This is a genomic window from Kocuria sp. KD4 (assembly GCF_011769905.1).
In the GTDB taxonomy this organism is placed as follows: domain Bacteria; phylum Actinomycetota; class Actinomycetes; order Actinomycetales; family Micrococcaceae; genus Kocuria; species Kocuria marina.
Genome location: NZ_CP050449.1, coordinates 1,654,173 through 1,677,013, shown reverse-complemented (window position 1 = coordinate 1,677,013; position 22,841 = coordinate 1,654,173). Strand labels below are relative to the sequence as shown.

Genomic DNA, 22,841 nt, shown 5'->3' with positions numbered 1-22,841 from the left:
AGTGCGGGACACGATAGCCGGACGCTTCGAACTGCTGACACCCATCGCCGAGGGTGGCAGCGGGGCCGTGTGGCGAGCCCACGACCTGCGCCGGGGCAGGGAATGCGCGGCCAAGGTGTTGCGGCAGCGTGATTCGGCGGAGCTGTTGCGCTTCGTGCGGGAACAGTCCGTGGACCTCGAGCACCCGCACGTCGTGGCTCCGTACGGCTGGGCCGCGGAGGACGAACACGTGGCCATCGCCATGGAGCTCGTGTCCGGGGGCACCCTCGAGGCCGCGCTGCAGGACAACGGTCCCGTGGCGGACTGGCTCGCGGAGGAGCTGATGTGTCAGCTGCTCGAGGCACTGCGCTTCGTCCACGAGCACGGCTGGGTGCACCGGGACGTCAAGCCCGCCAACGTGCTGCTCGAACCCACGGGTTCGGGGACCCCCGTGGCCCGGCTCGCGGACTTCGGGATCGCCGTGCGCGTGACCGATGCGCGCCTCACGCACGCCGGCACCGTGGTGGGTACCCCCGGGTACCTGCCGACCGAGGCGTACGCCCCGGGGAATCCGTCTCGCACCATGGACCTCTATGCCGCCGGGGTCACGGCGGTGCGCATGGTCCTGCCCGAGGTGGATCTCAGTGGCGACCCCTTGCGCCCGGAGGACGTGGCCCGCCTCGGCTTGTTCGGGGCTTCCCCGCTGTTACGCGCGGGCGTGGCCGGACTGCTCAGCATCGTGCCCGCGGAGCGCACGCGCGCCGCCGACCAGCTGCTCGCGAGTCTCACGGCCACGGCGGCCGCCCGCCGGGACCGGCCCAGCGAGACGGTGGATGGCGAGCCGTTCGAGGTCTTCGACGTCCTCGAACCCACCACGGAGCGTGAGCTGTCCCCGGTGCTCGACGCCGCGCGGTTACCTCCCGGGGCGGGCGGGACCACGGAGGCGCCCATCGCGTGGCACGCGGTGCACCGGAAGGTGATCGCCGGGGGTGAGCACCGGCCCATGGCCGAGCGCGGCGGTGACCGGTTGCGCCCCTTCGCCCCCGTGAACGAGGTGACCGCTGCGCACGCGATCGGAACCGGTGCCGGGCAGGACACGACCGAGTGGCTGAACCCCGTGGAGGGCGCGCCCACGATGCTCGAAAGGCACCCCGTGGGCACCTCGGAAGGGGCGAGCGCCCCGGACCGGTCCGAGGAGATCACGATCGTGGATCCTGCGGGCTTCACGGGCGTGCACCCCACCGGTATCACTGCCGTGGGTACCGCAACCGGCCTGGCTGCCAGAGGGCGGGAAGCGGACACGGGAGCCGGCGGCGTCGTGGACCCGGGTGGCACGGCGGACGAACGGGAGCCGCACGCTCGGCGAGCGGTCCGCTGGCCGTGGTGGGTCCTAGCGCTCACGCTCGCGCTCCTGGCCCTCGCCGCGGGGTACCTGTGGCTCGGCCCCGTGCTGGTGCAGTGGGGCGGTGATCCGTCACCGGCGCAGACACCGGCCCCCACCATCTCTCCCACGAGGGACCCGGAACCGGCGCCCACCACGGACGTGACCCCGATCTGTTCGAAGCTCGAGGACGGCACGGTTTCGTGCGTGGTGGCCCCGTGAGGCGCCGGGCGGCGGAGGGTTGCGCCGTGTGCCGGACCGCGAAGGGTCGCAATGTGCCCCGGGCGGCGCGGTGGAGGACAATGGCGCCATGACATACTCAGCACCCGATGGATCGCGCCTGGTCCAGGACATCGAGAAGGCGGGTTTCTATCCGCAACTGGTCACGGACGTGGTCATGGACTCCCTGGACGGGCGGCGCCCGGTGTCCCACCTGGTGCAGTTGGAAACCCATTTCACCAACACGGAGTTGCACCGGCACATCACGGCCCTCGTGCTCGCGGAGGACGTCCTGCACATCACGCACGTGGACGACCAACAGTATGACGAGAACGGTTCGGACACCGTGGCTCGGGTCTCGTCCGAGACCGTGCCGATCTCCCAGATCCGCTCGGTCACGCTGAGTTACGCGTACCACCAGCCGCAGAACTACGTCCCGGGCACCGCGATCATGGAGCTGAACCTGGCCGTGAGCTGGACCGGGACCCAACAGCTCGAGCTGTATCCCGCGATGTGCGAGGACCCCGAGTGCCAGGCGGACCACGGTTACACGGGCACTGCCGCGAGCGAGGACGTGGTCATGCGCATCAGCTCCGAGGCGGACGGGCAGGAGGCCGTGGAGGGCGCTCGCGAGTTCGCGCGCACGCTGCGCCGGGCCAATGTGGCACCGCTGACGGATTCCGGTGCGCAGATCGCGCAGTCCCCGCCGCAGCACCCCACCGCGGCCCGTCCCGAACCACCGGCACCGCGACCGCGGTTCGGTCACCGGTTCAACGGCCGCGATTCGGGGCGCAACGCGTGAATGTGGAGGATCCCGCTGCCCCGGAGCTGCCGCGTGCGCCGCGTTACGGTTCGCACAGCGTCGCGGAGGTCATGGGTTCCGCGGCCGCGGCCCTGGGCGTCCCCGGTTTCCGCAACGCCCTCAGCTTGCCGTCCGCCCAACGCTATGTGGTGGTGCTCGTGGACGGTCTCGGCTCGCGCTTGCTGAGGGAGACGGCGAGCTACGCGCCCACCCTGCGCGCGGCCCAGTCACTCGGTGAGCTCGATGCCGCGTTCCCCACGACCACGTCCGTCTCGCTCTCGTGCCTGGGCACCGGAGCCACACCGGGGCGTCACGGCATGCTCGGCTACGACGTCGTGGACCCCGCCTCCGACCGCGTGGTCAACATGCTCGGCAACTGGCCCTCGGACGTGGACCCGCTTGCCTGGCAACCCGAGCCCACGGTCCTGGAGCGCGCCGCGCAGCACGCGGACGCCGTGACGGTGAGCTCACCACGCTTCGAGTCCTCCGCCCTTACGAGGGCCGTGCTGCGTGGTGGCCGTTTCGTGGGCGCCCACGGTGTGTACGCCCGCACCGCGCGCACCCTCGAGCAACTGCGGGAGGGCAGGCACGGGCTCGTGTACTTCTACTGGGACGAGCTGGACAAGACCGGTCACAAAGCGGGGTGGCGTTCGGACGACTGGTTACGCTCCCTCGAGGAACTTGATTCCGCGCTCAAGCGGCTCGTGACCAAATTGCCCGCCAACACCCGGGTGATCCTCACCGCGGACCATGGCATGGTGGACGTGGCCCCCGAGCACCGCGTGGACTACAGTGCGGTCCCCGAGCTCATGGCCGGGGTGCGGCTCACCGCGGGTGAGCCCCGGGCGGTACAGCTGCACACGGACGCGGACACCGATCCGGAAGAACTGGCAAGCCGTTGGAGCGCGCACTACGGGGACGTGGTGTGGGTGGCCACCAAGCAGCACCTTGCGGCGCACGGGTACTTCGGCCCCGAGCCGGATCAAGGATTGCTCGAACGAGCAGGCGACGTGTGGGTGCTGGCCCGCGAGGACATCGCCCTGTACGACGTCTCCCGGCAGGGAACCCGGCCCCTGGCCATGGTGGGCCAGCACGGGTCGCTCACCGACCAGGAGAGGTTTGTCCCTTCCCTGGTGTGGTGATCGGCGCGGGCTTAGTCCCCTTCTGCGCGGGGTCCGGATCGGCGGTCGGCGCCGCCGGCCGCGTGGGCGCCGGTGGTTGGGGCGGCCGAGGTGCGCGGGTCGGTTCCGGTGCCTGGCTCTTCGTGGGCTCGGGCGTAGCTGTGGACGGAACGGGCCGAGGGGTGCTCGTGGGAGCCGGGGGTACCGGCGCGACGGGCGGTGCGGGAGCGACCGGGGGTGCGGGAACCACGGGGGGCGGAGCGGGCACGTAGTACTGCTCCGCGGGCCTCGAGGGCGGCACCAACGGCGTGATCTGCGGCGACGGCGTCGGAGATACGCTCGGGGTGGCGCTCGGCGTGGGGGAGGGGGTCACGGTGGGGGACTCGGTCGCGAAGTTCGCGGGGTCGTCGTCGGACGAACCCGACAAACCGGTGAAAGCCACGGCCCCCACACCCACCAGGACGAGCAGGGCCGCACCACCGAGCGTGACGGGGGCCATGTACCGCCGGGCACCCGAGCGGGCCGGAGTCGCAGCGCCTTCGGGGGATTGAGTGTCCTCACCGAATAAATCGTCCTGGATGGAGTTGCCCATGCAAAAATTCCCTCGAGATCGCCCGTGCGTGTCCACGACCGGACCGTGTTCTCCCCGGGCCCGGTGCGTTCACGTGACTTTACCGCGTGCCGGCTTCCCCGCGCACAACCGCTCGTGAGAGCGCAGCGCCGACGTCAGGACCGGTTGGCCCCGAAGACGATGTCGTCCCAGCTCGGCACGGAGGACCGCTTGGCCTTGGGGGTGCGACCCCGTGGGCCCGGGGCGGGACGGTCGCTCGATCCCGATTCGTCCGTGGTGTCCGCATCGCCGGAACGGGCCGGTTCGTCGGTGCCCTGCGCGGCGGGCTCGTCCTCGTCCGCCACGTCCGTGGCCGTGCCGGAGGCGTCGACGGCGAACGCGCTATCCGACGTCGTGTCGCGCGCTTCGGTCTCCGTGGCCGCGTGTTCGTCCTCACCGGAGTTCTCCGACCCGGAGTCCTCAGGCGCGGGATCCTCGGACGTGCAATCCGCAGGCTGGTGGTCCGTGACGGCGGAGGGGACGTTCTCGTTCCGGGAGGCTGCGGGGGAGTCATCGTACGAGCCCTTCCCGAACGGCACGGCGGGGGCAGCTGCGTTCCGGGAGGGGGTGGCGTCGTCGTGTTCGAGGGGGGTCGAATCGTCGACGATCTCGATCCCGTCGTCCTGGGCGAGGGCTTGGGCCTCGGCGACCTGCGAGGCGGCCGGCTGGATGGGCCGGTCGAACACCGTGGAATCCTCCGGGGCGTCGATGGGGCGCGGGCGCTGGTCCACCTGGCCCATGCCGCGGCCGAGGATCTCCGCGAGCCGGTCGTCACCCGCCTCGTCCGAGCCGATCCGCCGTCCGCGGCGCGACTGCAGGACGTCGAGCAGATCGTCCGCCTGGCTCGCCTCGTGCTGCAACTGCCGCAATGTCGCGGTGGGTGCGGTGGGTAGCGCGTGGGCGGCCGCGCCGAGCGGGCCGCTTTCCTGGTGCTCCTGACCCAGCGCGCGCGCCCAGTCGTTCTCCGGACGCACGGTCCGGTTCGCGGGGTTGTAACTCCACTGCGCGGGACCCGGGATGTCCGGGGCGTCCTGCGAGGCGTCCACCGCGGAGAAGCTCAGCTGCACGGTCCACAACTGGTCCTCGCGCAACCACGCGTCCCAGTCGAAGGACGAGCGGTCCACCCCGAGCTCGGCGGCACGCTCGTCCACGGTCTCGCGCAGGGTGCGGGGCTCGCCCTCGAACACGGAGCGGTAGCCCTCGTGGGAGGGGTTGGTTCCGGAGACCGTGACCCGGCACGCCTCGGCGACCATGTGGGAGCGTTCGGCCAGGATGGGCCATTCGTACCGCTTGACGCGTTCGGCCTCCCACCCGGACTCGGCCACGACGTCCTCGACGCTCGCGCCGGCGCGGAAGCGGGCCTGGATGTCACGCGGACCGAAAGACCCTCCGCCGCGCCCATGAGAGGGGGGCTTGCGGCGCGCGTGCTGGATCGTCTGACGCAATTGCTGGTCGATCTTCAGCCGGTACCGGGTTGAATCGGGGGTCTCCACGATGAGGTGCTCACCGTCGTCGTGCACTCCTACCAGGCGCAACTGCTCCATGCTGTCCTTCCCTCGCCGTCGGGGGCACCACGCGATCCGGGGTGCGCTCGGCGCGCTCGTAGCGTCAGTGTAGTGGCACGCCCGGGCGCCGTCCGGGACCGGCGGGACGGCCACCCGCACAGGCACCGCGTGTGTCATCCGGACGAGCGGATCCACCGCCCGAGGTGGAAATCTTGCTCTGCGAGAAAACCTCGGCGTCGCCACTGGCTTTTTCCGCGTCCATGGTGAACAATCTACGCGACACGGCCCGGGGGTAGAGCCCTCGGGAGTTGTTTTTCGCAGGGATTTTCGTGAAGACCGGTTGGAGCGGATAGACACATGGCTACAGACTACGACGCACCGCGTAAGCAGGACGAAGACCTCAAGGAAGACTCCATCGAGGAGCTCCAGTCCCGGCGGTCGGACCAACAGTCCGGAAGCGTTGACGAGGACGAGGCCACCGCGGCGGAGAGCTTCGAACTCCCCGGCGCGGACCTCTCCAACGAGGAACTGTCCGTCGTGGTGCTCCCGGCCCAGGACGACGAGTTCACGTGTGGCTCGTGCTTCCTGGTGCGCCACCGTTCGCAGCTCGCCGAGGAGCGCGATGGCGTGAAGTACTGCCACGAGTGCCTGGGCTGAGCCCCGGGTCCACGACCGCATGACGACGGGCGCTCACCCTCGGGTGAGCGCCCGTCGTCTTTCTGCTCGTCCGTGATCGTGCTCGTCAGACCCGGTCGCCGCGGTTACCCGCCGAACGGGAGCCCGCATTGATCGCGTCGGCCAACCGCTCGGGGTGGCGAGTCGCGGTGAGCCAGTACGGGGTGGGGTCCACCGGGTCCACGATCTCGATCCGGCACAGGTCCGGCATCGACACACGGAAGTTCATGAAGGCGCGCCCGTCCAGGTCGGGTCCGCGCGCAGCACGCGCCTCGGCGCCGACCAGCGGACGAGCATCGCCCACGTACTGCCGTTCGATGTACGCCCGGCCCACGCGCAGGTCCTGGTCGGTGACCACGATGCTCGGCGCCCCCAGGTGCAGCACGAGCCCGATCACGACCATCAGCACCACGGCCACGATCACGCCCACGGCGATGCTGATGGGTGCCACGGCCACGAATCCGGCCGCGCCCACGAAGACCACGATGAGCCATACCCACCACGCGACGATCAGCTTCTCCTCGTACTGCACGTCCGCTCGGACGTTCTCCTGGGCCTGGGACGGGTGCTCTGCGGGTGAGGACGCCGCGGCCGCCCCGAAATCTGGGTGGGAACTCATGCCCCCACCTTGACACATTCCCCCTGGACGCCGCCCGCGTCCGCGCCGTCAGGCCCGCGCGTTACAGTGGGGCATTGTGACCGAAATGAGCGAGTCGGCCGCGGTGACCGTGGCCCTGCACCTGTTGGACCCGGACCTGCCCGCCCCCGCCTATGCACGTCCCGGTGACGCCGGAGCGGACCTGCGCGCCCGCCACGACGTCGAACTCGGCCCGGGCCGGCGCGCGCTCGTGGACACAGGGGTGGCGCTCGCGATCCCCGCGGGGTACGTAGGTCTCGTGCACCCGCGCTCCGGGCTCGCGGCCAAGCATGGGCTGACCGTGGTCAATGCACCGGGCACCGTGGACAGCGGCTACCGTGGCGAACTCAAGGTGTGCCTGCTCAACACGGATCCGCATGAGAGCTACACGGTGCGCCGCGGTGAGCGGATCGCCCAGCTCGTGATCCAGGAAGTGGTCACCGCCCGCTTCGAGCTCACCACCGAACTCCCCGACAGCGAGCGCGGTGCGAGCGGATTCGGGTCCACGGGGGCCCACTGATCGCCGGCCCTCGCCCCCGCAGATTCCCCACCCACTCTTGGAGCAACTGATGTTCGGACGTAAGAAGCGCAACCGCGAGGCCTCGGAGCAGACACCGACCGAGTCCACGACCGCGTCGGCTGCCACCGAGGCCGCCCCGGACCAGGACGCGCCGGATCCTCGCGCCAACGGCCCGTGGGACGAGAGCGAGATGCCGGGTGAGCGCGCCGAGTACCTGGATCTCGGGGCCCTGCTGCTGAAGCCGGTCGCGCGCGTGGACGTGCGCGTCGAGCTGGATCCGCGGGACCGGGTGCCGCGGGCCGTGAACATGGACTTCGGGGGCGGTTCCGTCCAGGTGCAGGTCTTCACGGCCCCCAAGTCCTCCGGGCTGTGGGACGAGGTGCGCGCCGAGCTCGTGGCCGGGTTGCGGCGGGACGGGGGCAACCCCACGGTCTCCGACGGTCCCCTGGGCATGCAGGTCAACGCGCAGTTCGCGGGCGTCACGCCCTCCGGCGAGAACGGGTTCCGGCTCGCACGCTTCGTGGGCATCGACGGTCCGCGCTGGTTCCTGCGCTGCGTCTACACAGGCGACGCCGCGCTGCCCGGGCCCACCGCGGAGGTGCTCGATGACGCCGTGCGCGGGCTCGTCGTCGTCCGCGGCCAGGACCCGCACCCGCCGCGCGACCTGCTCGCGCTCACGGTCCCCGAGGAGGCCGAGGTGCACCCCGCGGGCGCGCCGACCGATGCGGACGAGGACGCGGGTCGGACCCCGGCGGAGCCAGCCGCCGCGGTGCAGGAGCCGCGGCGCGGCCCCGAGATTACCGAGATCGGCTGACCCGGGTGGTCAACAACCCGCTCACGGGCGCGATCGACGTCGTCGCCGAACCCGAGGCCCACGCGGAGGACCTGACCCCGGAGCATCGGGCGCGGCAGCGGCGCCGTGCGGTCGTGGAGGGCGTGGTCGTGGAGGTCACGATCGCGCCCGTGACCGCGCCGCCGTACTACCGGGCGCTGCTGCGCGTGACGAACCCAGGGGCGCAGCCGTGCACGCTCGAACTGTTGTGGCACGGTCAGCACGTGGTCCCGGGCGTCACCGCCGGTACCAAGCTGCGCTGCCTCGCCGTGGTGTGCTTCCCGGACGGGGTGGCCACCATGTACAATCCGCGCTACGAGATCATCACCCCCAAGAAGGCCGTGCGATGACGTCCCCGCCGGAGCCGACGGAACCCGCACCGCAGAGCGCGGGCGACCGCATGGGCCGCGCCGCCGAGGATCTCGCCCGGCGCTCGGGTCTGCGCCGGGACGCCAACGGCCAACTGGACGTGCTCAGCGCCGTGGGCGGCTGGCGCGGCGTGATCGAATCCATCCTCCCGGGACTCGTGTACCTCGCGTGCGTGGTGCTCACGGGGGAGTTGGTCCCGGCGTTGTTGGCGTCACTGGGCACGGCCGCCGTGTTCACCGTGCTCCGGCTGGCGCAGCGCCAGGCCGTGACCCAGGCGATCGCCGGGCTCATGGGCGTGGGAGTGTGCACGCTGTTCGCCCGCGCGGGCGGGCAGGCGCTGGACTACTACGTGCCCGGGTTCATCACGAACGTCGTGGCGCTGGTCCTGTTGAGCATCTCGGCGGCCGTTGGGTGGCCGCTGCTGGGCGTCGTCTTCGGCTACGTGCGCGGTGAATCCGTGCAATGGCGCCGCGACCCGCTGCGGCGCGTGGCCTATCAGCGGGTCAACGGTCTGCTCATCGCGATGTTCGCGACCCGGTTGCTCGTGCAGGTCCCGCTGTACGTCGCGGAGAACGTCACGGCGCTCGGGATCACGCGCTTGGTCATGGGGGCCCCGCTGTACGCCGCTGTGCTGTGGGTGGCATGGCTGTGGAGCCGCCCTCGCCGCGAGCAGCCTGCAGGTTGACGTCCCGGGCCGTGGTGAACATGGCCCGCAACTGGTCCTCACCCTCCGCCGTGGTGATGAAGAACAACTCGTCCCCGCTCTCCAGGACATCGTCGCCGGACGGTGCGATCGGCACGCCGTCGCGCAGGATCGCCACGAGCGCCACGTCCTGGGGCCACGGCACCTGGGTCACGGTGCTCGCGACCACGGGGTGTTCCCGGGGCACCGTGTAGGCGGAGAGCGTGGCCGAGCCGGTCTGGAAGCTCAGCAGGCGCACGACGTCGCCCACCTCCACGGCCTCCTCCACGAGCGCCGTCATCAACCGCGGGGTGGATACGGCCACGTCCACGCCCCACGCGTCGTCGAAGAGCCACTCGTTCTTGGGGTGGTTGACACGCCCCACGGTGCGGGGCACCCCGAACTCGCTGCGCGCGAGCAACGAGACGACCAGGTTGGCCTTGTCGTCACCGGTCGCGGCCACGACCACGTCCGCCTCCTCCGCACGCGCCCGCTGCAGGACCTGGAGATCGCACGCGTCCCCCACGACCCACTGCGCACCGCGCAGGTTGGAGCGTCCGATCACCTCCGCGGTGGCATCCACCACGACCACGTCGTGGCCGTGCGACAACAGTTCCCGAGCGATCGAGGATCCCACGGACCCTCCGCCCACGATCACCACGTGCATCAGTCACGCCCCCGCGTTCCGGGGGTCGCGGCGAGCGCCACGGCCTCCATGACCTCGTCCGACGGCGGTCGGGACAGTACCCGGGCCACGCGTTCCACGTCCTCCACGCGCATCATGGCGTGCACGATGTCCCCCTGCTGGTAGCTCGTGTCGCTCGCGGGCAGGATGCCCTCCCCGAACCGGGTCACGAACGCGACCCGCACACCGGCGGCCTCCTCGATCCGGTCCAGGTGCAGTCCGGACCACGCGTCGTCCAGGGGCAGTTCCCCGAGCTGCAGGCGGCCGGAGGCCTCCCGGAAGTCACCCGTGATGGCGTGTTCGGGCAGGATGCGGCGCAGCACCTGGTCCGCGCTCCAGCGCACGGACGCGACCGTGGGAATGCCCATGCGCTGGTAGAACTCCGCGCGGGTGGGGTCGTAGATCCGGGCGACCACGTGCTTGACCTTGAAGGTCTCCCGCGCCACGCGCGCGGCGATGATGTTGGAATTGTCCCCGGAGGAGACCGCGGCGAACGCGTAGGCGTCCGCGATCCCCGCGCGTTGCAGCACCTCGCGGTCGAAACCGTGGCCCGTGACCTTTTTGCCGCTGAACGAGGGCCGCAGTTTGCGGAACGCCCGGTCGTCCTGGTCGATCACGGCAACCGTGTGCCCTGAGTCCTCGAGGGCGTGCGCGAGGGTGATCCCCACCCGGCCCACGCCCATGATCACGAAATGCGCCATGAGCCACAGCATAGGGCCCGCGGCACGGGACAAGGCCCGGCCGAGGGACTAGCGTGTTCCCACGTGTATGTGTCCCAAATGCTGCGCCGCGCGCTCGTGGGCAAACCGATCCACAACGAGCGCGCCGCGGGCACGGTGCTCTCCAAGGGCACCGCCCTGCCGGTGTTCGCGTCCGATGCCCTGTCCTCGGTCGCGTACGCCCCGGATGAGATCGTCCTGACGCTCGCCCTCGCGGGTTCCGCGGCGATCCTGCTGTCCCCGTGGGTGGGCCTCGCGGTCCTCGCCGTGCTCGCGGTGATCATCACCGCGTACCGGCAGAACGTGCGCGCGTACCCCTCGGGCGGGGCGGACTTCGAGATCGCGTCCAAGAACCTCGGTCGGCCCGCCGGTGCCGCGGTGGGTGCTGCTCTGATGGTGGACTACACGCTCGTCGTGGCCGTGTCCATGGCCGCCGCCGCGCAGTACCTCGCCGCCGCCGTCCCGTGGCTCGTGGGCCACCAGACGGTCGTGGCCGTCGCGGGGATCGCGCTCGTGGGCTTGCTCAACCTGCGCGGACTCAAGTTCATGGGTCGCGCGTCGTCGGTGCCCACGTACGCGTTCGTGGGGGTCGTGCTGATCCTCGTGCTCGTGGGCTTCGTCCAGGACCTCACGGGAACACTGCAGCGCGCGCCGTCGGCGGACTACGACGTCGTCCCGGCCGCGGGCATGGACGGCGGGCTCATGGGCCTGGCCGGGGCCATGCTCGTGCTGCGCGCGTTCTCCTCGGGTGCCGTGGCCCTGACGGGCGTGGAGACCATCACGCACTCCGTGCCGTTCTTCCGCAAGCCCAAGGCCCTCAACGCGGCGCGCACGCTCGCGGTGCTCGGAGCGCTGTCGGCGGTGTTGCTGCTCGGGGTGCTCTACCTGACCCGGCGCACGGGCGCGGTGGTCGTGATGGACCCCGCGCGGCAACTGTTGATCGACGGCCGCGCACCGGAGCCCGACTTCTACCAGGTGCCCATCCTGGGCCAGATCGCGCAGGCCGTGGCGGGGGCGGATTCCGTGTGGTTCGTGATCCTCGTTCTCGTGACCGTGGGCGTGCTGTTCATGGCCGCGAACACGGCGTACTCGGGCTTCCCCGTGCTGGCCTCACGCCTCGCGTCCGCCGCATTGCTGCCCCGGCAGTTGCAGAGCCGGGGGGACCGCTTCGCGTTCACTAACGGCATCATCCTGTTGTCCGTGGTCGCGGCGGTCTTCACGATCGTGTTCGGCGCGAACGTCAACGGGCTCATCCAGCTCTACGTGGTGGGGGCGTTCTTCGCGTTCACGCTGACCCAGGCGGGCATGGTGCGGCACTGGGCCAGGGTGCGCCGCACGAGCACGTCGCAGAGTCCGCACCGCCAGATCGCCGGGCGCTGGGCCGTGGCGGTGATCGCCCTGATCGCGTGCGCGGCGGTGTTCGTGGTGGTACTCGTGACCAAGTTCGCCCAGGGCGCGTGGCTCACGATCGTCGCGATCGCCCTGATCACCGTGTTGATGCGCGCCATCGGGCACCACTACCGCTCGGTGGACACCGAACTCGAGGTGCACCAAAACTCGGCGGTGCGGGCCCTGCCGTCCCGCGTGCACTCGATCATCGTGGTCACCTCGGTGCGCAAGCCCGTGGTGCACGCCCTGACCTATGCGCGGGCCTCCCGTCCGTCCAGCCTCGAGGCCGTGGTGGTGGACACGGACCGCGCGCGCACCGAACAGATCGTGAAGCAGTGGGAGGCCCTGGAGATCCCCGTACCCATCACGGTCCTCGCCTCGCCCTACCGCGATACCGTGGGACCCGTCGTCGCCCACATCCGCGGCATCCGCCGCAAGTCCCCGCGGGACCTCGTGATCGTGTACCTGCCCGAGTACGTGGTGGGCCGCGGATGGGAACGCTTCCTGCACAACCAGGCCATCCGCCCGTTGCGGACGCGGCTGCACTACGAACGCGGAGTCATGATCGCCTCCGTACCCTGGCACCTCGAATCGGTGCGCGAACTACGACTCACGGAGAACAACGAATGACCGAGTCCCCCGATCACCTCGAGCTGCGCCTGGGCGCCGTGGCCCACGGCGGCCACGTGGTGGCCCGCACGGACGAGGGGCGCGTGGTCTTCGTGCGCCACGGGCTGCCGGGGGAGCTGGTTCGGGTGCGGCTCACCGACCGGGACCCCGCGGCGTCGTTCTGGCGCGCTGACGTCACGGACGTGCTCGAACCCGTCCCCGGGCGCCGGGAGGTACACCCGTGGGAGCAGGCGGACGCGCTCGTCGCGGCGCGCGCGGACCGGTCACCGCTGGGCGGGGCCGAGTTCGGGCACGCGGATCTGACGACCCAGCGCGAACTCAAACGCCACGTGATCGCCGAGCAACTGGGCCACCTGGCCGGCCACGACTGGGACGGCGAGGTGCAACCCGTCGCGGGGGAGAGCCCCGACGGCACCGGGTGGCGCACCCGGTTGCACCTGGACGTGGCCCCCGACGGCACACCCGGGATGTACCCCCACCGCAGCACCGAGCTCGGTCCCGTCACAGACATGCCCCTGGCCACGGACGCGATCCGCGCCCTGGCCCCGTGGTCGCTGGAGTACCCCGGTGCGGCCCGCGTGGACGTCGCCGCGCCGGCAGGGGGAGCGGCACCGCTGCTGCACGTGGGGCTGCGCCCGGATGCCGCGCCGGAGCAGGTCACCGCCCTGCGGGATCGGTTGAGCGCATGGGCGGGGGACCGCGGGGTGAGCGTCACCGCGCGCTCGCCGCACGAGCGGGACACCCAGTTGTGGGCGGGCACCGACCACGTCCAGGAGACCCTCGAGTTGCCCGGCGCTACCGATCCCGAGCCGCTGCGCTGGCGCGTAAGTCCCACGGGCTTCTGGCAGATCCATCGCGGCGCTCCCGGGACCCTCGCCCGCGCGGTACTGGACGGCGCCGGTCTGCGCCCCGGGGACAGCGTGTGGGACCTGTACAGCGGCGCCGGTCTGTTCACCGCGGTGGCCGCGCGCGCCGTGGGCCCCACGGGGTGCGTCTTCGCGGTCGAGGGCTCGCCCGTGACCTCCGCCGACGCCGCCCACAACCTCGCCCGCGCCCCACACGTCACGAGCGTGCGCGGGGACGTGGCGCGCGTGCTCACTGGACCGGGCGGGCGGGGTGGACACCGGGGCCGGGGTGCCGCAGCGGCGTCGTCCCGGCGGGGTCGTGGTTCCACACCGCGGCCACCGCGCCCGGACGTCGTCGTCCTGGACCCGCCGCGCGCCGGTGCGGCCAAGGAGGTCCTGGCCGCGGTGGACCGTGCCGCACCGCGCTCGATCGTGTACGTCGCGTGCGATCCCGCCGCGCTCGGCCGGGACCTGGGGCGTTTGCGGCGCCGGGGCTGGCGGATCGAGGGCGTCGAGGCATTCGATCTGTACCCGAACACGCACCACGTGGAAGCCGTCGCGGTGCTCAACTGCGAGGGCTGAACCGGGCGGCCGAACGACGGCCCACGTCATCGTGACGCGGACGCCCGGGAATCCCTGGAGTGACGGAGCGCACGGGCTACACTGACAGGGACTGTTCCACGCGCGGGGGACACCTGTAGTGTGCCGCGCGCGCCGAACGCAACCGACGGTGGCGAGAGGAGTTCCACACCATGACTGTGGACAGCTTTGGAGCCAAGGACGTTCTCAACGTCAAGGGCACCGACTACGAAATTTTCCGACTGGACGCCGTGGAGGGAGCCCAGAAGCTCCCCTACAGCTTGAAGGTCCTGCTCGAGAACCTGCTGCGCACCGAGGACGGTGCCAACGTGACGAGCAAGCACATTGAAGCCCTGGGCAACTGGGACCCCGAGGCCCAGCCCGACACGGAGATCCAGTTCACCCCTGGTCGCGTGATCATGCAGGACTTCACCGGCGTTCCCTGCATCGTGGACCTGGCCACCATGCGTGAGGCCGTGGCAGATCTCGGCGGCGACCCCTCCCGCGTGAACCCGCTCGCCCCGGCCGAGCTGGTCATCGACCACTCCGTGCAGATCGACGCGTTCGGTTCCGCGGACGCGATCGAGCGCAACATGGACATCGAGTACCAGCGCAACGGCGAGCGCTACCAGTTCCTGCGCTGGGGTCAGACCGCGTTCGATGACTTCAAGGTGGTCCCGCCCGGGATGGGCATCGTCCACCAGGTCAACATCGAGAACCTGGCCCGCGTGGTCATGACCCGCGAGGTTGACGGCACGCTGCGCGCCTACCCGGACACCTGTGTGGGCACCGACTCCCACACCACCATGGAGAACGGCATCGGCGTGCTCGGTTGGGGTGTGGGTGGCATCGAGGCCGAGGCCGCGATGCTCGGTCAGCCCATCTCCATGCTGATCCCGCGCGTGGTGGGCTTCAAGCTCACTGGCGAGATCCCCTCCGGTGCGACCGCCACGGACGTGGTGCTGACCATCACGGAGATGCTGCGTGAGCACGGTGTCGTGGGCAAGTTCGTGGAGTTCTACGGTGAGGGCGTGGCAGCGGTGCCGCTGGCCAACCGCGCCACGATCGGCAACATGTCCCCGGAGTTCGGTTCCACCGCGGCGATCTTCCCGATCGACCAGGTGACCCTGGACTACCTGGCGCTCACGGGCCGCTCCGAGGAGCAGATCGCCCTGATCGAGGCGTACACCAAGGAACAGGGCATGTGGCACGACCCCGAGCACGAGGTCGCCTACTCCGAGTACCTCGAGTTGGACCTGTCCACCGTGGTCCCCTCGATCTCCGGGCCCAAGCGTCCCCAGGACCGCATCGAGCTGACCCGATCCAAGGGACAGTTCCGCGACGACCTCGTGAACTACGTGGCCGAGGACAAGTCCGTGGAGGTGGACCCGGACGTCGTCGAGTCCTTCCCGGCCTCCGACGCCCCCTCCCACGACGCGACCGACGAGCAGGACCCCCAGGACGCGCCGCGCGAGAGCTCCGCGGACGACATGAAGGAGCGCCCCGAGCACCGAGTGGAGGTCTCCATGGAGGACGGCCGTCACTTCGAGCTGGACCACGGTGCCGTGTCGATCGCCTCGATCACGTCCTGCACCAACACGTCCAACCCCTCGGTGATGATGGCCGCGGCCGTGCTCGCGCGCAACGCCACGGAGAAGGGCCTCAAGGCCAAGCCGTGGGTCAAGACCTCGATCGCCCCGGGTTCGCGCGTGGTCACCGAGTACTACGAGAAGTCCGGTCTGGTCCCGGCGCTCGAGGAGCTCGGCTTCTACATCGTGGGTTACGGCTGCACCACGTGCATCGGCAACTCCGGTCCTCTGGAGCCCGAGATCTCCCAGGCCGTGCAGGAAAACGACCTCGCCGTGACCTCGGTGCTCTCCGGTAACCGCAACTTCGAGGGCCGAATCAACCCGGACGTGAAGATGAACTACCTCGCGTCCCCGCCGCTGGTCATCGCGTACGCGCTGGCCGGGACCATGGACTTTGACTTCGAGAACGAGCCTTTGGGCCAGGACTCGAACGGTCAGGACGTGTTCCTCAAGGACATCTGGCCGGACCCCACCGAGGTCCAGAAGATCATCGATGCCTCGATCGACACCGATATGTTCGACCGCGAGTACGGCACCATCTTCGACGGTGACGAGCGTTGGCAGAACCTGGACACCCCCACGGGTGACGTGTTCGAGTGGGACCCCGAGTCCACCTACGTGCGCAAGCCACCGTACTTCGAGGGCATGACCATGGAGACCACTCCGGTGGAGGACATCGAGGGTGCGCGCGTGCTGCTCAAGCTGGGCGATTCCGTAACCACGGACCACATCTCCCCGGCCGGTTCGTTCAAGAGCGACACGCCCGCGGGCAAGTACCTCACGGAGCACGGCGTGCAGCGCAAGGACTTCAACTCCTACGGTTCCCGCCGTGGTAACCACGAGGTCATGATCCGCGGTACGTTCGCGAACATCCGCATCAAGAACCAGTTGCTTGACGGCGTGGAGGGCGGTTTCACCCGCGACTTCACTCAGGAGGGTGGCCCGCAGGCCGCCGTGTACGACGCCGCGATGAACTACCAGGAGGCCGGTGTTCCCCTGGTGGTGCTGGGCGGCAAGGAGTACGGCTCCGGTTCCTCGCGTGACTGGGCGGCCAAGGGCACGTCCCTGCTGGGTGTGCGCGCGGTCATCGCGCAGTCCTACGAGCGCATCCACCGTTCCAACCTGATCGGCATGGGCGTGCTGCCCCTGCAGTTCCCCGAGGGCGAGTCCGCGGACTCCCTGGGGTTGGACGGCACCGAGACGTTCTCGATCGAAGGGGTCACCGCGCTCAACGACGGCCAGACCCCCAAGACCCTGAAGGTCACGGCCACCAAGGAAGACGGTTCCACCGTGGAGTTCGACGCCGTGCTGCGCATCGACACCCCGGGTGAGGCCGATTACTACCGCAACGGCGGCATCCTGCAGTACGTGCTGCGTCAGATCGCCAAGTAATAGGTCCTCGGATCGTACCGTCGGCCGGTGATCCCCTCTCGGGGGGGCACCGGCCGACGGCGTTGCGGGCGCCGATCGCCGTGGCCCAGGCCATGCGACGGGACGGGGCCCCGGCCAGGGCGAGTAAGATCGGACGGAGCATTCGGGCGCATCATGATCCCCCCGCCGGACGAGCACCCGTCCGGTGCGGGCCCGAAGAGGACGAGACATCCACGGAGAGCAGGCTATGACGCTTCTGGAGACCATCGAGGGACCCGAAGACCTACGGGGGCTGGACGCCGCGGCCATGGAGCAGTTGGCCGCCGAGATTCGTTCCTTCCTGATCACCCACGTCTCCGCGACCGGGGGTCACCTGGGGCCGAACCTGGGTGTCGTGGAGCTTACCCTCGCGGTGCACCGCGTGTTCGACTCGCCCCAGGACTCGATCGTCTTCGACACCGGGCACCAGTCCTACGTGCACAAGCTCGTCACGGGTCGCCAGGACTTCGACACCCTGCGCCAGGAGGGTGGCCTCGCGGGCTACCCGTCCCGCGCGGAGTCCGAACACGACATCGTGGAGTCCTCCCACGCGTCGTCGTCCCTGTCTTGGGCGGACGGGATCTCGCGCGGTTACGCGCTCACGGGCCAGGACGACCGGCACACCGTCGCGGTGATCGGGGACGGGGCCCTGACCGGTGGCATGGCGTGGGAGGCCGTGAACAACATCGCCTCGGACCGGGACCGCAAAGTCGTGATCGTGGTCAACGACAACGGCCGCTCCTATGCGCCCACCGTGGGCGGGTTCGCGAACCACCTGCGCGAGCTGCAGGCCAGCGTGCAGCAGGGCGTGGACGCCGTGCGCACGGACCGCCGCTACGAGCAGACCCTCGCGAAGGCTAAGCGCCTGCTGACGTCCTCGGGCCACCTGGGCCAGGCCGTGTACCGCGGTCTGCACGGGATGAAGCAGGGTATCAAGGACGTGGTGGTCCAGCAGGGGATCTTCGAGGACCTCGGCATGAAGTACGTGGGTCCGGTGGACGGCCATGACCTCGCCGCGATGGAACAAGCGCTCACGAATGCCCGCAACTTCGGTGGCCCGGTCATCGTCCACGCCATCACCGAGAAGGGCCACGGCTACTTGCCCGCCCGCCTGGACGCGAACGACCAGTTCCACTCCGTGCCCGTGATCGACCCCACCACGGGCAAACCCACGAGCACCGCCTCGGCCCGCTCGTGGACGCACGTCTTCCGCGACGAGATCGCCGCGATCGCGGATGAGCGCGAGGACATCGTGGGCATCACCGGCGCCATGTTGATCCCCATGGGACTGCAGAAGATGCAGATGGCACACCCGCAGCGCGTCGTGGACGTGGGGATCGCCGAACAGCACGCGCTGACCATGGCCGCGGGCATGGCGTTCAGCGGGCTGCACCCGGTCGTGGGCCTGTACGCGACGTTCCTCAACCGCGGCTTCGACCAGCTGCTCATGGACGTGGCCCTGCATCACGCGGGCGTCACGGTCGTGCTGGACCGCGCGGGCGTCACCGGCCCGGACGGGCCGAGCCACCACGGGATGTGGGACCTCGCACTGTTGCAGATCGTGCCGGGGCTGCACCTCGCGGCCCCGCGGGACGAGGCCACCATGGTCGAGGAGCTGCGCGAGGCGGTTGCCGTCTCCGACGCACCCACCGTGGTGCGCTACCCCAAGGGCGCGGTGGGTGCGCCGCTGCCCGCCCTCGAGCGACTGAGCGGCGGGGTGGACGTCCTCGCCCGCAACGGCGAGGCCTCCGGCAAGGGCGTGGATCACCGCGACGTGCTGATCGTGGGCGTGGGCGCCATGTGCGTCACCGCGCTGGACGTCTCCGAACGTCTCGCCGCCCACGGTGTCTCCTCCACCGTGGTGGACCCCCGCTGGGTGCTGCCCGTGCCGCAGGCGGTCGTGGAGCAGGCAGCGACGCACCGGATCGTGGTGGTGATCGAGGACGGTGTGCGCGCCGGGGGCATCGGTTCGCTCATCCGCCAGGAGATGCGCGCCCAGGGCGTGGACACCGCGCTCAACGAGGTGGGGTTACCCACCGAGTTCCTCGAGCACGCGAGCCGCGAGCAGATCCTGCAGCACACGGGGTTGACCGCCCAGCGCATCGCCCAGGACACGCTCGCGTCCGTCCTGGGCACCAAGGTCCCGTACGCGCGCCCCGTGGCCGAAGACGCCGCGCAGCTCACCGTGCCGCGCTCCGGGGAGCAACCGCGCGACGAACGCTGAACCACCAGCGCTGATCCACGAATGCGGATCCGGGGACGCTGCTCCACGGACCGTTTGCCGCCGGACGGCTGCGGTGCGTGGCGAACGGACCCGCGCGGTTCAGCCCACGATGACGCGCCCGTTGCGCACCGTGACCGGGTACTCAGTGAGTCCCCTGGGTGCGGGCCCGCCCTTGACCTCGCCCGTGGCCATGTCGAACGCCGAGCTGTGGCACGGGCACACGTACTGCCGGTTGGCGGGATTGACGATGCACCCCTCGTGCGGGCACACGGGAGAGAACGCGGTGAACGTGCCCTCGGTGGGCTGTCCCACCACGGCCTGCACACCACCGGAGTCCACCTTGACCCCCGACCCCACGGGGATGTCCGCGGCGGCGGCCACGTCCACGGGGGTGGCCGGCGCGGTGGGGGTGGCCGCGGCGTCGTCGTCCGATCCGCCGCCCGAACCGCACGCGCTCAACCCGACCGCGCCCACAGTGGCGATCCCGGCGGCACCCACGGCGCGTCGGCGCGTGAACAACGCGGGGGAGGGGGTCTTGGTCCGGGCGGCGGGGTCCTCGGGCAGGGGTGGGACGGTCATGGCGGTGCGATCCTTTCGACGCGGTGGCTTCAATCCTAGGACCGGTCACGGCGCGGCGTGGGGCGCGGGGGCGGGGTGTTTCCTCAGTACGATGGGACCAGGAGCGGACGGGTGGATCCCGGTCCGCGGTACAGGAAGGAAGGCACCATGATCAAACGTCTTGCATTCGTCGCCGGTTTCGGAATTGGCTTCGTGGTCGGCTCCGCGTCCGGTCGCAAGAGCTACGAGTCCCTGCGCGAGAGCGCGCTGAACACCTGGAACGACCCCAAGGTCCAGGCCAAGGTCTCCGAGGGTACGGACTGGGTCAAGTCCGAGGTCCCCGTGGTGGGCGAGAAGCTCGCCGAGGGCGCGCAGAAGGCCGCCGGCACCGTGGGCGCCAAGGCCTCCGAGGGCGCGGCCGCCGTCAAGGACAAGGCCGCCCAGGGTGCCGCGTCCGTTAAGGACAAGGCGCAGGGCGGTGCCGAGGCCGTGAAGCAGAAGGCCTCTCAGGGCGGTCAGGATTCCGGTACGCCCGCGAACCATTCGGGCGCCGAGCTGCCCGAGCCCGCCGTGACCGAGGACGAGGTGGACATGAAGCCCGCGCACCCGGGTCCGGACGCCAAGGACATGAAGAACTGATGCGACGGGCGGCACGGGTCATGTGACCGCGCCGCCGCGTGACAACGGCCGTGCACCTTCGTGGGTGCACGGCCACTGTCGTGTCGTGGCCGGAGCGGTCCGGTGCACGGCCGGTTCCGCGCCCTCGATCTACTCGTGCCCCTCAGTGGTCTTCTCCGCCCGACGCCGCGAGCGCAGTTCACGCCACGCGGCCCCGATCACGGGCGTCACGTGCTCGACCTGCCACGAGCGGGCGCCGAGCTCGCGCAGCCGGGCGGCCACGGCGTCGTCGGCGGTGGAACGCGGGGGCTGCCAGCAGAACCGGCGCAATAGTTCGGGCGTCAGGAGGTTCTCGGTGGGTAACTCCAGGTGCTCGGCGAGTTCCGCCACGGCGGGTTTGAGGACCTTGAGCCGCGCCGCTGCCTCCGGGCGCTTGGCATCCCAGCCCTTGACCGGCGGGAGGGCGTTGGAGGGGATCGTGGCGGGGACGGGCTCCTCGGTGTTGCGGGCGTCCTGGACCGCGGTGAGCCACCGGGTGGCCTCGCGCGAGGCCAGGCGACCGTGGAAGCCCGGGGTGGCCATGAGCTGCGGCACGGTGCGGGGCATCGCGTTGGCGGCCGCCACGATCGCCGAGTCCGGGAGCAACCGTGTGGGCGCGAGGTCCTTGTGCCGCGCGAGCGACTCCCGCGCCTGCCACAGATTGCGCACCGCGGTCAGCTTGCGCCGGCCACGGACGTTGCCCACGCCGTGGGTGCGCCGCCACGGATCCTGGCGCGGTGCGGGCGGGGGCAGGGTGCGGATGTGGTCGAATTCTTCGAGCGCCCAGTCGAGCTTGCCCGCCTGGACCAGGCGATCCTCCGTGGCCCAGCGCAGCTGCACGAGCACTTCGACGTCCAGTGCGGCGTAGTTGAGCCAGTCCACGGGCAGCGGGCGCTGGGACCAGTCCACCGCCGAGTGCTCCTTGGACAGCGTGAATCCCAGCAGCTCCTCCGTCATGGAGGCGAGGCCCACCTTGCGCAGCCCGAGCAACCGACCGCCCAGTTCGGTGTCGAAGAGCCGGTCCGGGTGCATGTCCAGTTCGGCGAGGCAGGGCATGTCCTGCGTGGCCGCATGCAGCACCCACTCGACGTCGCGCAGGGCCTCGTTCACGACCGCCAGGGACCCCACGGCCTCGGGATCGATCAGGATCGTGCCCGCGCCCTCGCGGCGCAACTGTACGAGGAACGCGCGCTGCCCGTAGCGGAACCCCGAGGCGCGTTCGGTGTCGATCGCCACGGGACCCGTGGCCGCGGCCAGTTGCTCCGCGGCGCGCGTGAGGCCGCGGGCGGTGTCCACCACGCGGGGGAGCCCCTCTGCGGGGCCGTTGAGATGCACGGTCGCGGGAATGTGCAGATGCTCGAAGCCGGGGACCACGATCTCGGGTGGCTCCGGAGCTCGAGGGGGCCTGGGGTCCTTGGCGTTGCTGTTGATGGGATGTTCCTCGGAGGGTGGATCGGCGGCGGTGCGGGTGATCCGCACCGCCGGACGGGACGGATGACGGGGCTGGTTACAGGTAGGTGACGCCCTCGTGATGGGGTGGCAGACCGGCGGCGGTGCACAACACCTGGGCCCACGCACCCAGGTGGGTCAGGGCCCAGTGCGGCGGGCCGATGTGGGGCACCGGGGTCCAGGACGCCCGCACCTCCACCTGGGCGGAGTCTGCATGTTCGGTCAGGCTGCCGAAGTGGCGCTCCACCGTGCGGGAGGCTGTACCGCCCTCGGCGGTGAACTGCGCACCGTGCTGGGTGAGCGTGTCCGTGAGCCAGGACCAACCGACGTCGGTTAGCAGGTCGTCCCGGCCCATGGCGGTGTCCGTGCGGGACCGGAACCAGCTCACGATCCGGAAGGGACCTTCCCAGGGCTGCGGGCAGGACTCGTCGTACAACACCACGAAACGCCCGGCCGCCGGTGCGTCGTCCGCGGTGCGGGGCCGGTCGGGTGCGGTGTTGCGCCGATGGGGACCCCGGACGACTTCCGCGGCGAAGGAGATCGCGTGCGGAGCAAGTCCGTGCGGGGGGACGATACGGCGCAGTGCGATCTCCGGGCGGAAGCGGGCAGTCTCCAGGGCTTGCACGACTGCGCGAAACACGTCCGGAGTGCTGTTCAGCTCGGTTACCGCTCCCACAAGGTCACAGTAACCACACCGTTATCCTTCACCGCGCGTTTGACATCGTGTCGCTCGTGCGTATCGCCGTGCGTCGCTCTGGGGTGGGTCGGATCGACG

At 70.5% G+C, this 22,841-nt stretch carries 20 protein-coding genes; 13 read left to right on the top strand and 7 right to left on the bottom strand.

Going from position 1 to position 22,841, the window contains the following annotated elements:
• Window position 1 precedes the first annotated feature (1 nt).
• From HBK84_RS07520 to HBK84_RS07510, 3 genes are all read left to right on the top strand, one after another.
• Window positions 2-1,582: a serine/threonine-protein kinase gene (locus tag HBK84_RS07520; RefSeq protein WP_167318567.1), complete on the top strand. Its 1,581-nt coding sequence runs from the start codon at window positions 2-4 to the stop codon at window positions 1,580-1,582.
• 88 nt (window positions 1,583-1,670) lie between these two features.
• Window positions 1,671-2,381, top strand: coding sequence for a DUF5998 family protein (locus HBK84_RS07515; protein ID WP_035961403.1), 711 nt, complete (start codon window positions 1,671-1,673; stop codon window positions 2,379-2,381).
• Window positions 2,382-2,452: 71 nt separating this feature from the next.
• On the top strand, window positions 2,453-3,523 hold the full coding sequence (locus tag HBK84_RS07510; RefSeq protein ID WP_167319164.1) for an alkaline phosphatase family protein: 1,071 nt from the start codon (window positions 2,453-2,455) through the stop codon (window positions 3,521-3,523).
• Window positions 3,524-4,228: 705 nt separating this feature from the next.
• Here the strand turns inward: HBK84_RS07510 and sepH are convergent.
• Entirely contained in the window at window positions 4,229-5,656 is a 1,428-nt protein-coding gene (gene sepH / locus HBK84_RS07505) for a septation protein SepH (protein WP_167318566.1), read from the bottom strand.
• Window positions 5,657-5,974: 318 nt separating this feature from the next.
• Here sepH and HBK84_RS07500 point away from each other — a divergent pair, with 318 nt between their 5' ends.
• Window positions 5,975-6,274 carry a DUF4193 domain-containing protein gene (locus HBK84_RS07500; RefSeq protein ID WP_064847393.1) on the top strand — a complete coding sequence of 100 codons (300 nt, stop codon included), beginning with the start codon at window positions 5,975-5,977 and terminating at the stop codon, window positions 6,272-6,274.
• An 85-nt stretch (window positions 6,275-6,359) separates the two neighbouring features.
• Here the strand turns inward: HBK84_RS07500 and HBK84_RS07495 are convergent, their stop codons facing one another.
• On the bottom strand, window positions 6,360-6,911 hold the full coding sequence (locus HBK84_RS07495; protein WP_239321972.1) for a DUF3093 domain-containing protein: 552 nt from the start codon (window positions 6,909-6,911) through the stop codon (window positions 6,360-6,362).
• 85 nt (window positions 6,912-6,996) lie between these two features.
• On the opposite strand from HBK84_RS07495, the gene dut reads away from it, so the two are divergent.
• From dut to HBK84_RS07475, 4 genes are read left to right on the top strand one after another with little or no spacing between them, the layout of a single operon-like run.
• The gene (gene dut / locus HBK84_RS07490) at window positions 6,997-7,449 is read left to right on the top strand and encodes a dUTP diphosphatase (RefSeq protein WP_131333054.1); all 453 of its coding nucleotides are present in this window, start codon (window positions 6,997-6,999) and stop codon (window positions 7,447-7,449) included.
• Window positions 7,450-7,498: 49 nt separating this feature from the next.
• A complete protein-coding gene (locus HBK84_RS07485) occupies window positions 7,499-8,263 on the top strand; it encodes a DUF3710 domain-containing protein (protein WP_167318565.1) in 765 nt (254 codons plus the stop codon).
• Between the two features lie 5 nt (window positions 8,264-8,268).
• Window positions 8,269-8,631, top strand: a complete 363-nt coding sequence (locus tag HBK84_RS07480; protein WP_085105961.1) for a hypothetical protein — start codon at window positions 8,269-8,271, stop codon at window positions 8,629-8,631.
• Window positions 8,628-9,335, top strand: a complete 708-nt coding sequence (locus tag HBK84_RS07475; protein WP_167318564.1) for a DUF3159 domain-containing protein — start codon at window positions 8,628-8,630, stop codon at window positions 9,333-9,335. Before HBK84_RS07480 ends, HBK84_RS07475 begins: the two co-directional genes overlap by 4 nt.
• On the opposite strand, the gene HBK84_RS07470 is transcribed toward HBK84_RS07475, so the two are convergent.
• Together HBK84_RS07470 and HBK84_RS07465 are read right to left on the bottom strand one after the other, a co-directional pair.
• Window positions 9,253-9,999, bottom strand: a complete 747-nt coding sequence (locus HBK84_RS07470; RefSeq protein ID WP_098056176.1) for a TrkA family potassium uptake protein — start codon at window positions 9,997-9,999, stop codon at window positions 9,253-9,255. The two genes, HBK84_RS07475 and HBK84_RS07470, sit on opposite strands and share 83 nt — an antisense overlap.
• On the bottom strand, window positions 9,999-10,718 hold the full coding sequence (locus HBK84_RS07465; protein ID WP_064846787.1) for a TrkA family potassium uptake protein: 720 nt from the start codon (window positions 10,716-10,718) through the stop codon (window positions 9,999-10,001). Before HBK84_RS07465 ends, HBK84_RS07470 begins: the two co-directional genes overlap by 1 nt.
• A 63-nt stretch (window positions 10,719-10,781) precedes the next feature.
• On the opposite strand from HBK84_RS07465, the gene HBK84_RS07460 reads away from it, so the two are divergent.
• The 4 genes from HBK84_RS07460 to dxs all read left to right on the top strand — a co-directional run bounded on the left by HBK84_RS07460 (window position 10,782) and on the right by dxs (window position 19,402).
• Window positions 10,782-12,755, top strand: coding sequence for an APC family permease (locus HBK84_RS07460; RefSeq protein WP_206069138.1), 1,974 nt, complete (start codon window positions 10,782-10,784; stop codon window positions 12,753-12,755).
• Window positions 12,752-14,182, top strand: coding sequence for a class I SAM-dependent RNA methyltransferase (locus tag HBK84_RS07455; protein WP_167318563.1), 1,431 nt, complete (start codon window positions 12,752-12,754; stop codon window positions 14,180-14,182). Before HBK84_RS07460 ends, HBK84_RS07455 begins: the two co-directional genes overlap by 4 nt.
• Window positions 14,183-14,352: 170 nt before the next feature.
• Window positions 14,353-17,160 (top strand): aconitate hydratase AcnA, encoded by a 2,808-nt coding sequence (gene acnA, locus HBK84_RS07450; protein ID WP_167318562.1) that lies wholly within the window; start codon window positions 14,353-14,355, stop codon window positions 17,158-17,160.
• A gap of 226 nt (window positions 17,161-17,386) precedes the next feature.
• Window positions 17,387-19,402: a 1-deoxy-D-xylulose-5-phosphate synthase gene (gene dxs, locus HBK84_RS07445; protein ID WP_085105967.1), complete on the top strand. Its 2,016-nt coding sequence runs from the start codon at window positions 17,387-17,389 to the stop codon at window positions 19,400-19,402.
• Between the two features lie 99 nt (window positions 19,403-19,501).
• On the opposite strand, the gene HBK84_RS07440 is transcribed toward dxs, so the two are convergent.
• Window positions 19,502-19,981, bottom strand: coding sequence for a Rieske (2Fe-2S) protein (locus HBK84_RS07440; protein WP_085105968.1), 480 nt, complete (start codon window positions 19,979-19,981; stop codon window positions 19,502-19,504).
• A gap of 147 nt (window positions 19,982-20,128) precedes the next feature.
• Between HBK84_RS07440 and HBK84_RS07435 the strand changes: the two genes are divergently transcribed.
• Window positions 20,129-20,599 carry a hypothetical protein gene (locus HBK84_RS07435; RefSeq protein WP_064846779.1) on the top strand — a complete coding sequence of 157 codons (471 nt, stop codon included), beginning with the start codon at window positions 20,129-20,131 and terminating at the stop codon, window positions 20,597-20,599.
• 129 nt (window positions 20,600-20,728) lie between these two features.
• Here HBK84_RS07435 and HBK84_RS07430 read toward each other — a convergent pair whose 3' ends face one another.
• Both HBK84_RS07430 and HBK84_RS07425 read right to left on the bottom strand, forming a co-directional pair.
• Window positions 20,729-21,991, bottom strand: coding sequence for an HRDC domain-containing protein (locus HBK84_RS07430; protein WP_064846789.1), 1,263 nt, complete (start codon window positions 21,989-21,991; stop codon window positions 20,729-20,731).
• A gap of 133 nt (window positions 21,992-22,124) precedes the next feature.
• Window positions 22,125-22,742 (bottom strand): DUF3000 domain-containing protein, encoded by a 618-nt coding sequence (locus HBK84_RS07425; protein ID WP_167318561.1) that lies wholly within the window; start codon window positions 22,740-22,742, stop codon window positions 22,125-22,127.
• Window positions 22,743-22,841: the final 99 nt, after the last annotated feature.

Excerpts from the sequence above, each read along its gene's own strand:
- HBK84_RS07440 (WP_085105968.1), bottom strand. The coding sequence starts at position 19,981 with ATGACCGTCCCACCCCTGCCCGAGGACCCCGCCGCCCGGACCAAGACC.
- sepH (WP_167318566.1), bottom strand. The coding sequence starts at position 5,656 with ATGGAGCAGTTGCGCCTGGTAGGAGTGCACGACGACGGTGAGCACCTC.
- dxs (WP_085105967.1), top strand. The coding sequence starts at position 17,387 with ATGACGCTTCTGGAGACCATCGAGGGACCCGAAGACCTACGGGGGCTG.
- dut (WP_131333054.1), top strand. The coding sequence starts at position 6,997 with ATGAGCGAGTCGGCCGCGGTGACCGTGGCCCTGCACCTGTTGGACCCG.
- HBK84_RS07455 (WP_167318563.1), top strand. The coding sequence starts at position 12,752 with ATGACCGAGTCCCCCGATCACCTCGAGCTGCGCCTGGGCGCCGTGGCC.
- HBK84_RS07465 (WP_064846787.1), bottom strand. The coding sequence starts at position 10,718 with ATGGCGCATTTCGTGATCATGGGCGTGGGCCGGGTGGGGATCACCCTC.
- HBK84_RS07470 (WP_098056176.1), bottom strand. The coding sequence starts at position 9,999 with ATGCACGTGGTGATCGTGGGCGGAGGGTCCGTGGGATCCTCGATCGCT.
- HBK84_RS07485 (WP_167318565.1), top strand. The coding sequence starts at position 7,499 with ATGTTCGGACGTAAGAAGCGCAACCGCGAGGCCTCGGAGCAGACACCG.
- HBK84_RS07500 (WP_064847393.1), top strand. The coding sequence starts at position 5,975 with ATGGCTACAGACTACGACGCACCGCGTAAGCAGGACGAAGACCTCAAG.
- HBK84_RS07515 (WP_035961403.1), top strand. The coding sequence starts at position 1,671 with ATGACATACTCAGCACCCGATGGATCGCGCCTGGTCCAGGACATCGAG.
- HBK84_RS07475 (WP_167318564.1), top strand. The coding sequence starts at position 8,628 with ATGACGTCCCCGCCGGAGCCGACGGAACCCGCACCGCAGAGCGCGGGC.
- acnA (WP_167318562.1), top strand. The coding sequence starts at position 14,353 with ATGACTGTGGACAGCTTTGGAGCCAAGGACGTTCTCAACGTCAAGGGC.
- HBK84_RS07510 (WP_167319164.1), top strand. The coding sequence starts at position 2,453 with ATGGGTTCCGCGGCCGCGGCCCTGGGCGTCCCCGGTTTCCGCAACGCC.
- HBK84_RS07435 (WP_064846779.1), top strand. The coding sequence starts at position 20,129 with ATGATCAAACGTCTTGCATTCGTCGCCGGTTTCGGAATTGGCTTCGTG.
- HBK84_RS07495 (WP_239321972.1), bottom strand. The coding sequence starts at position 6,911 with ATGAGTTCCCACCCAGATTTCGGGGCGGCCGCGGCGTCCTCACCCGCA.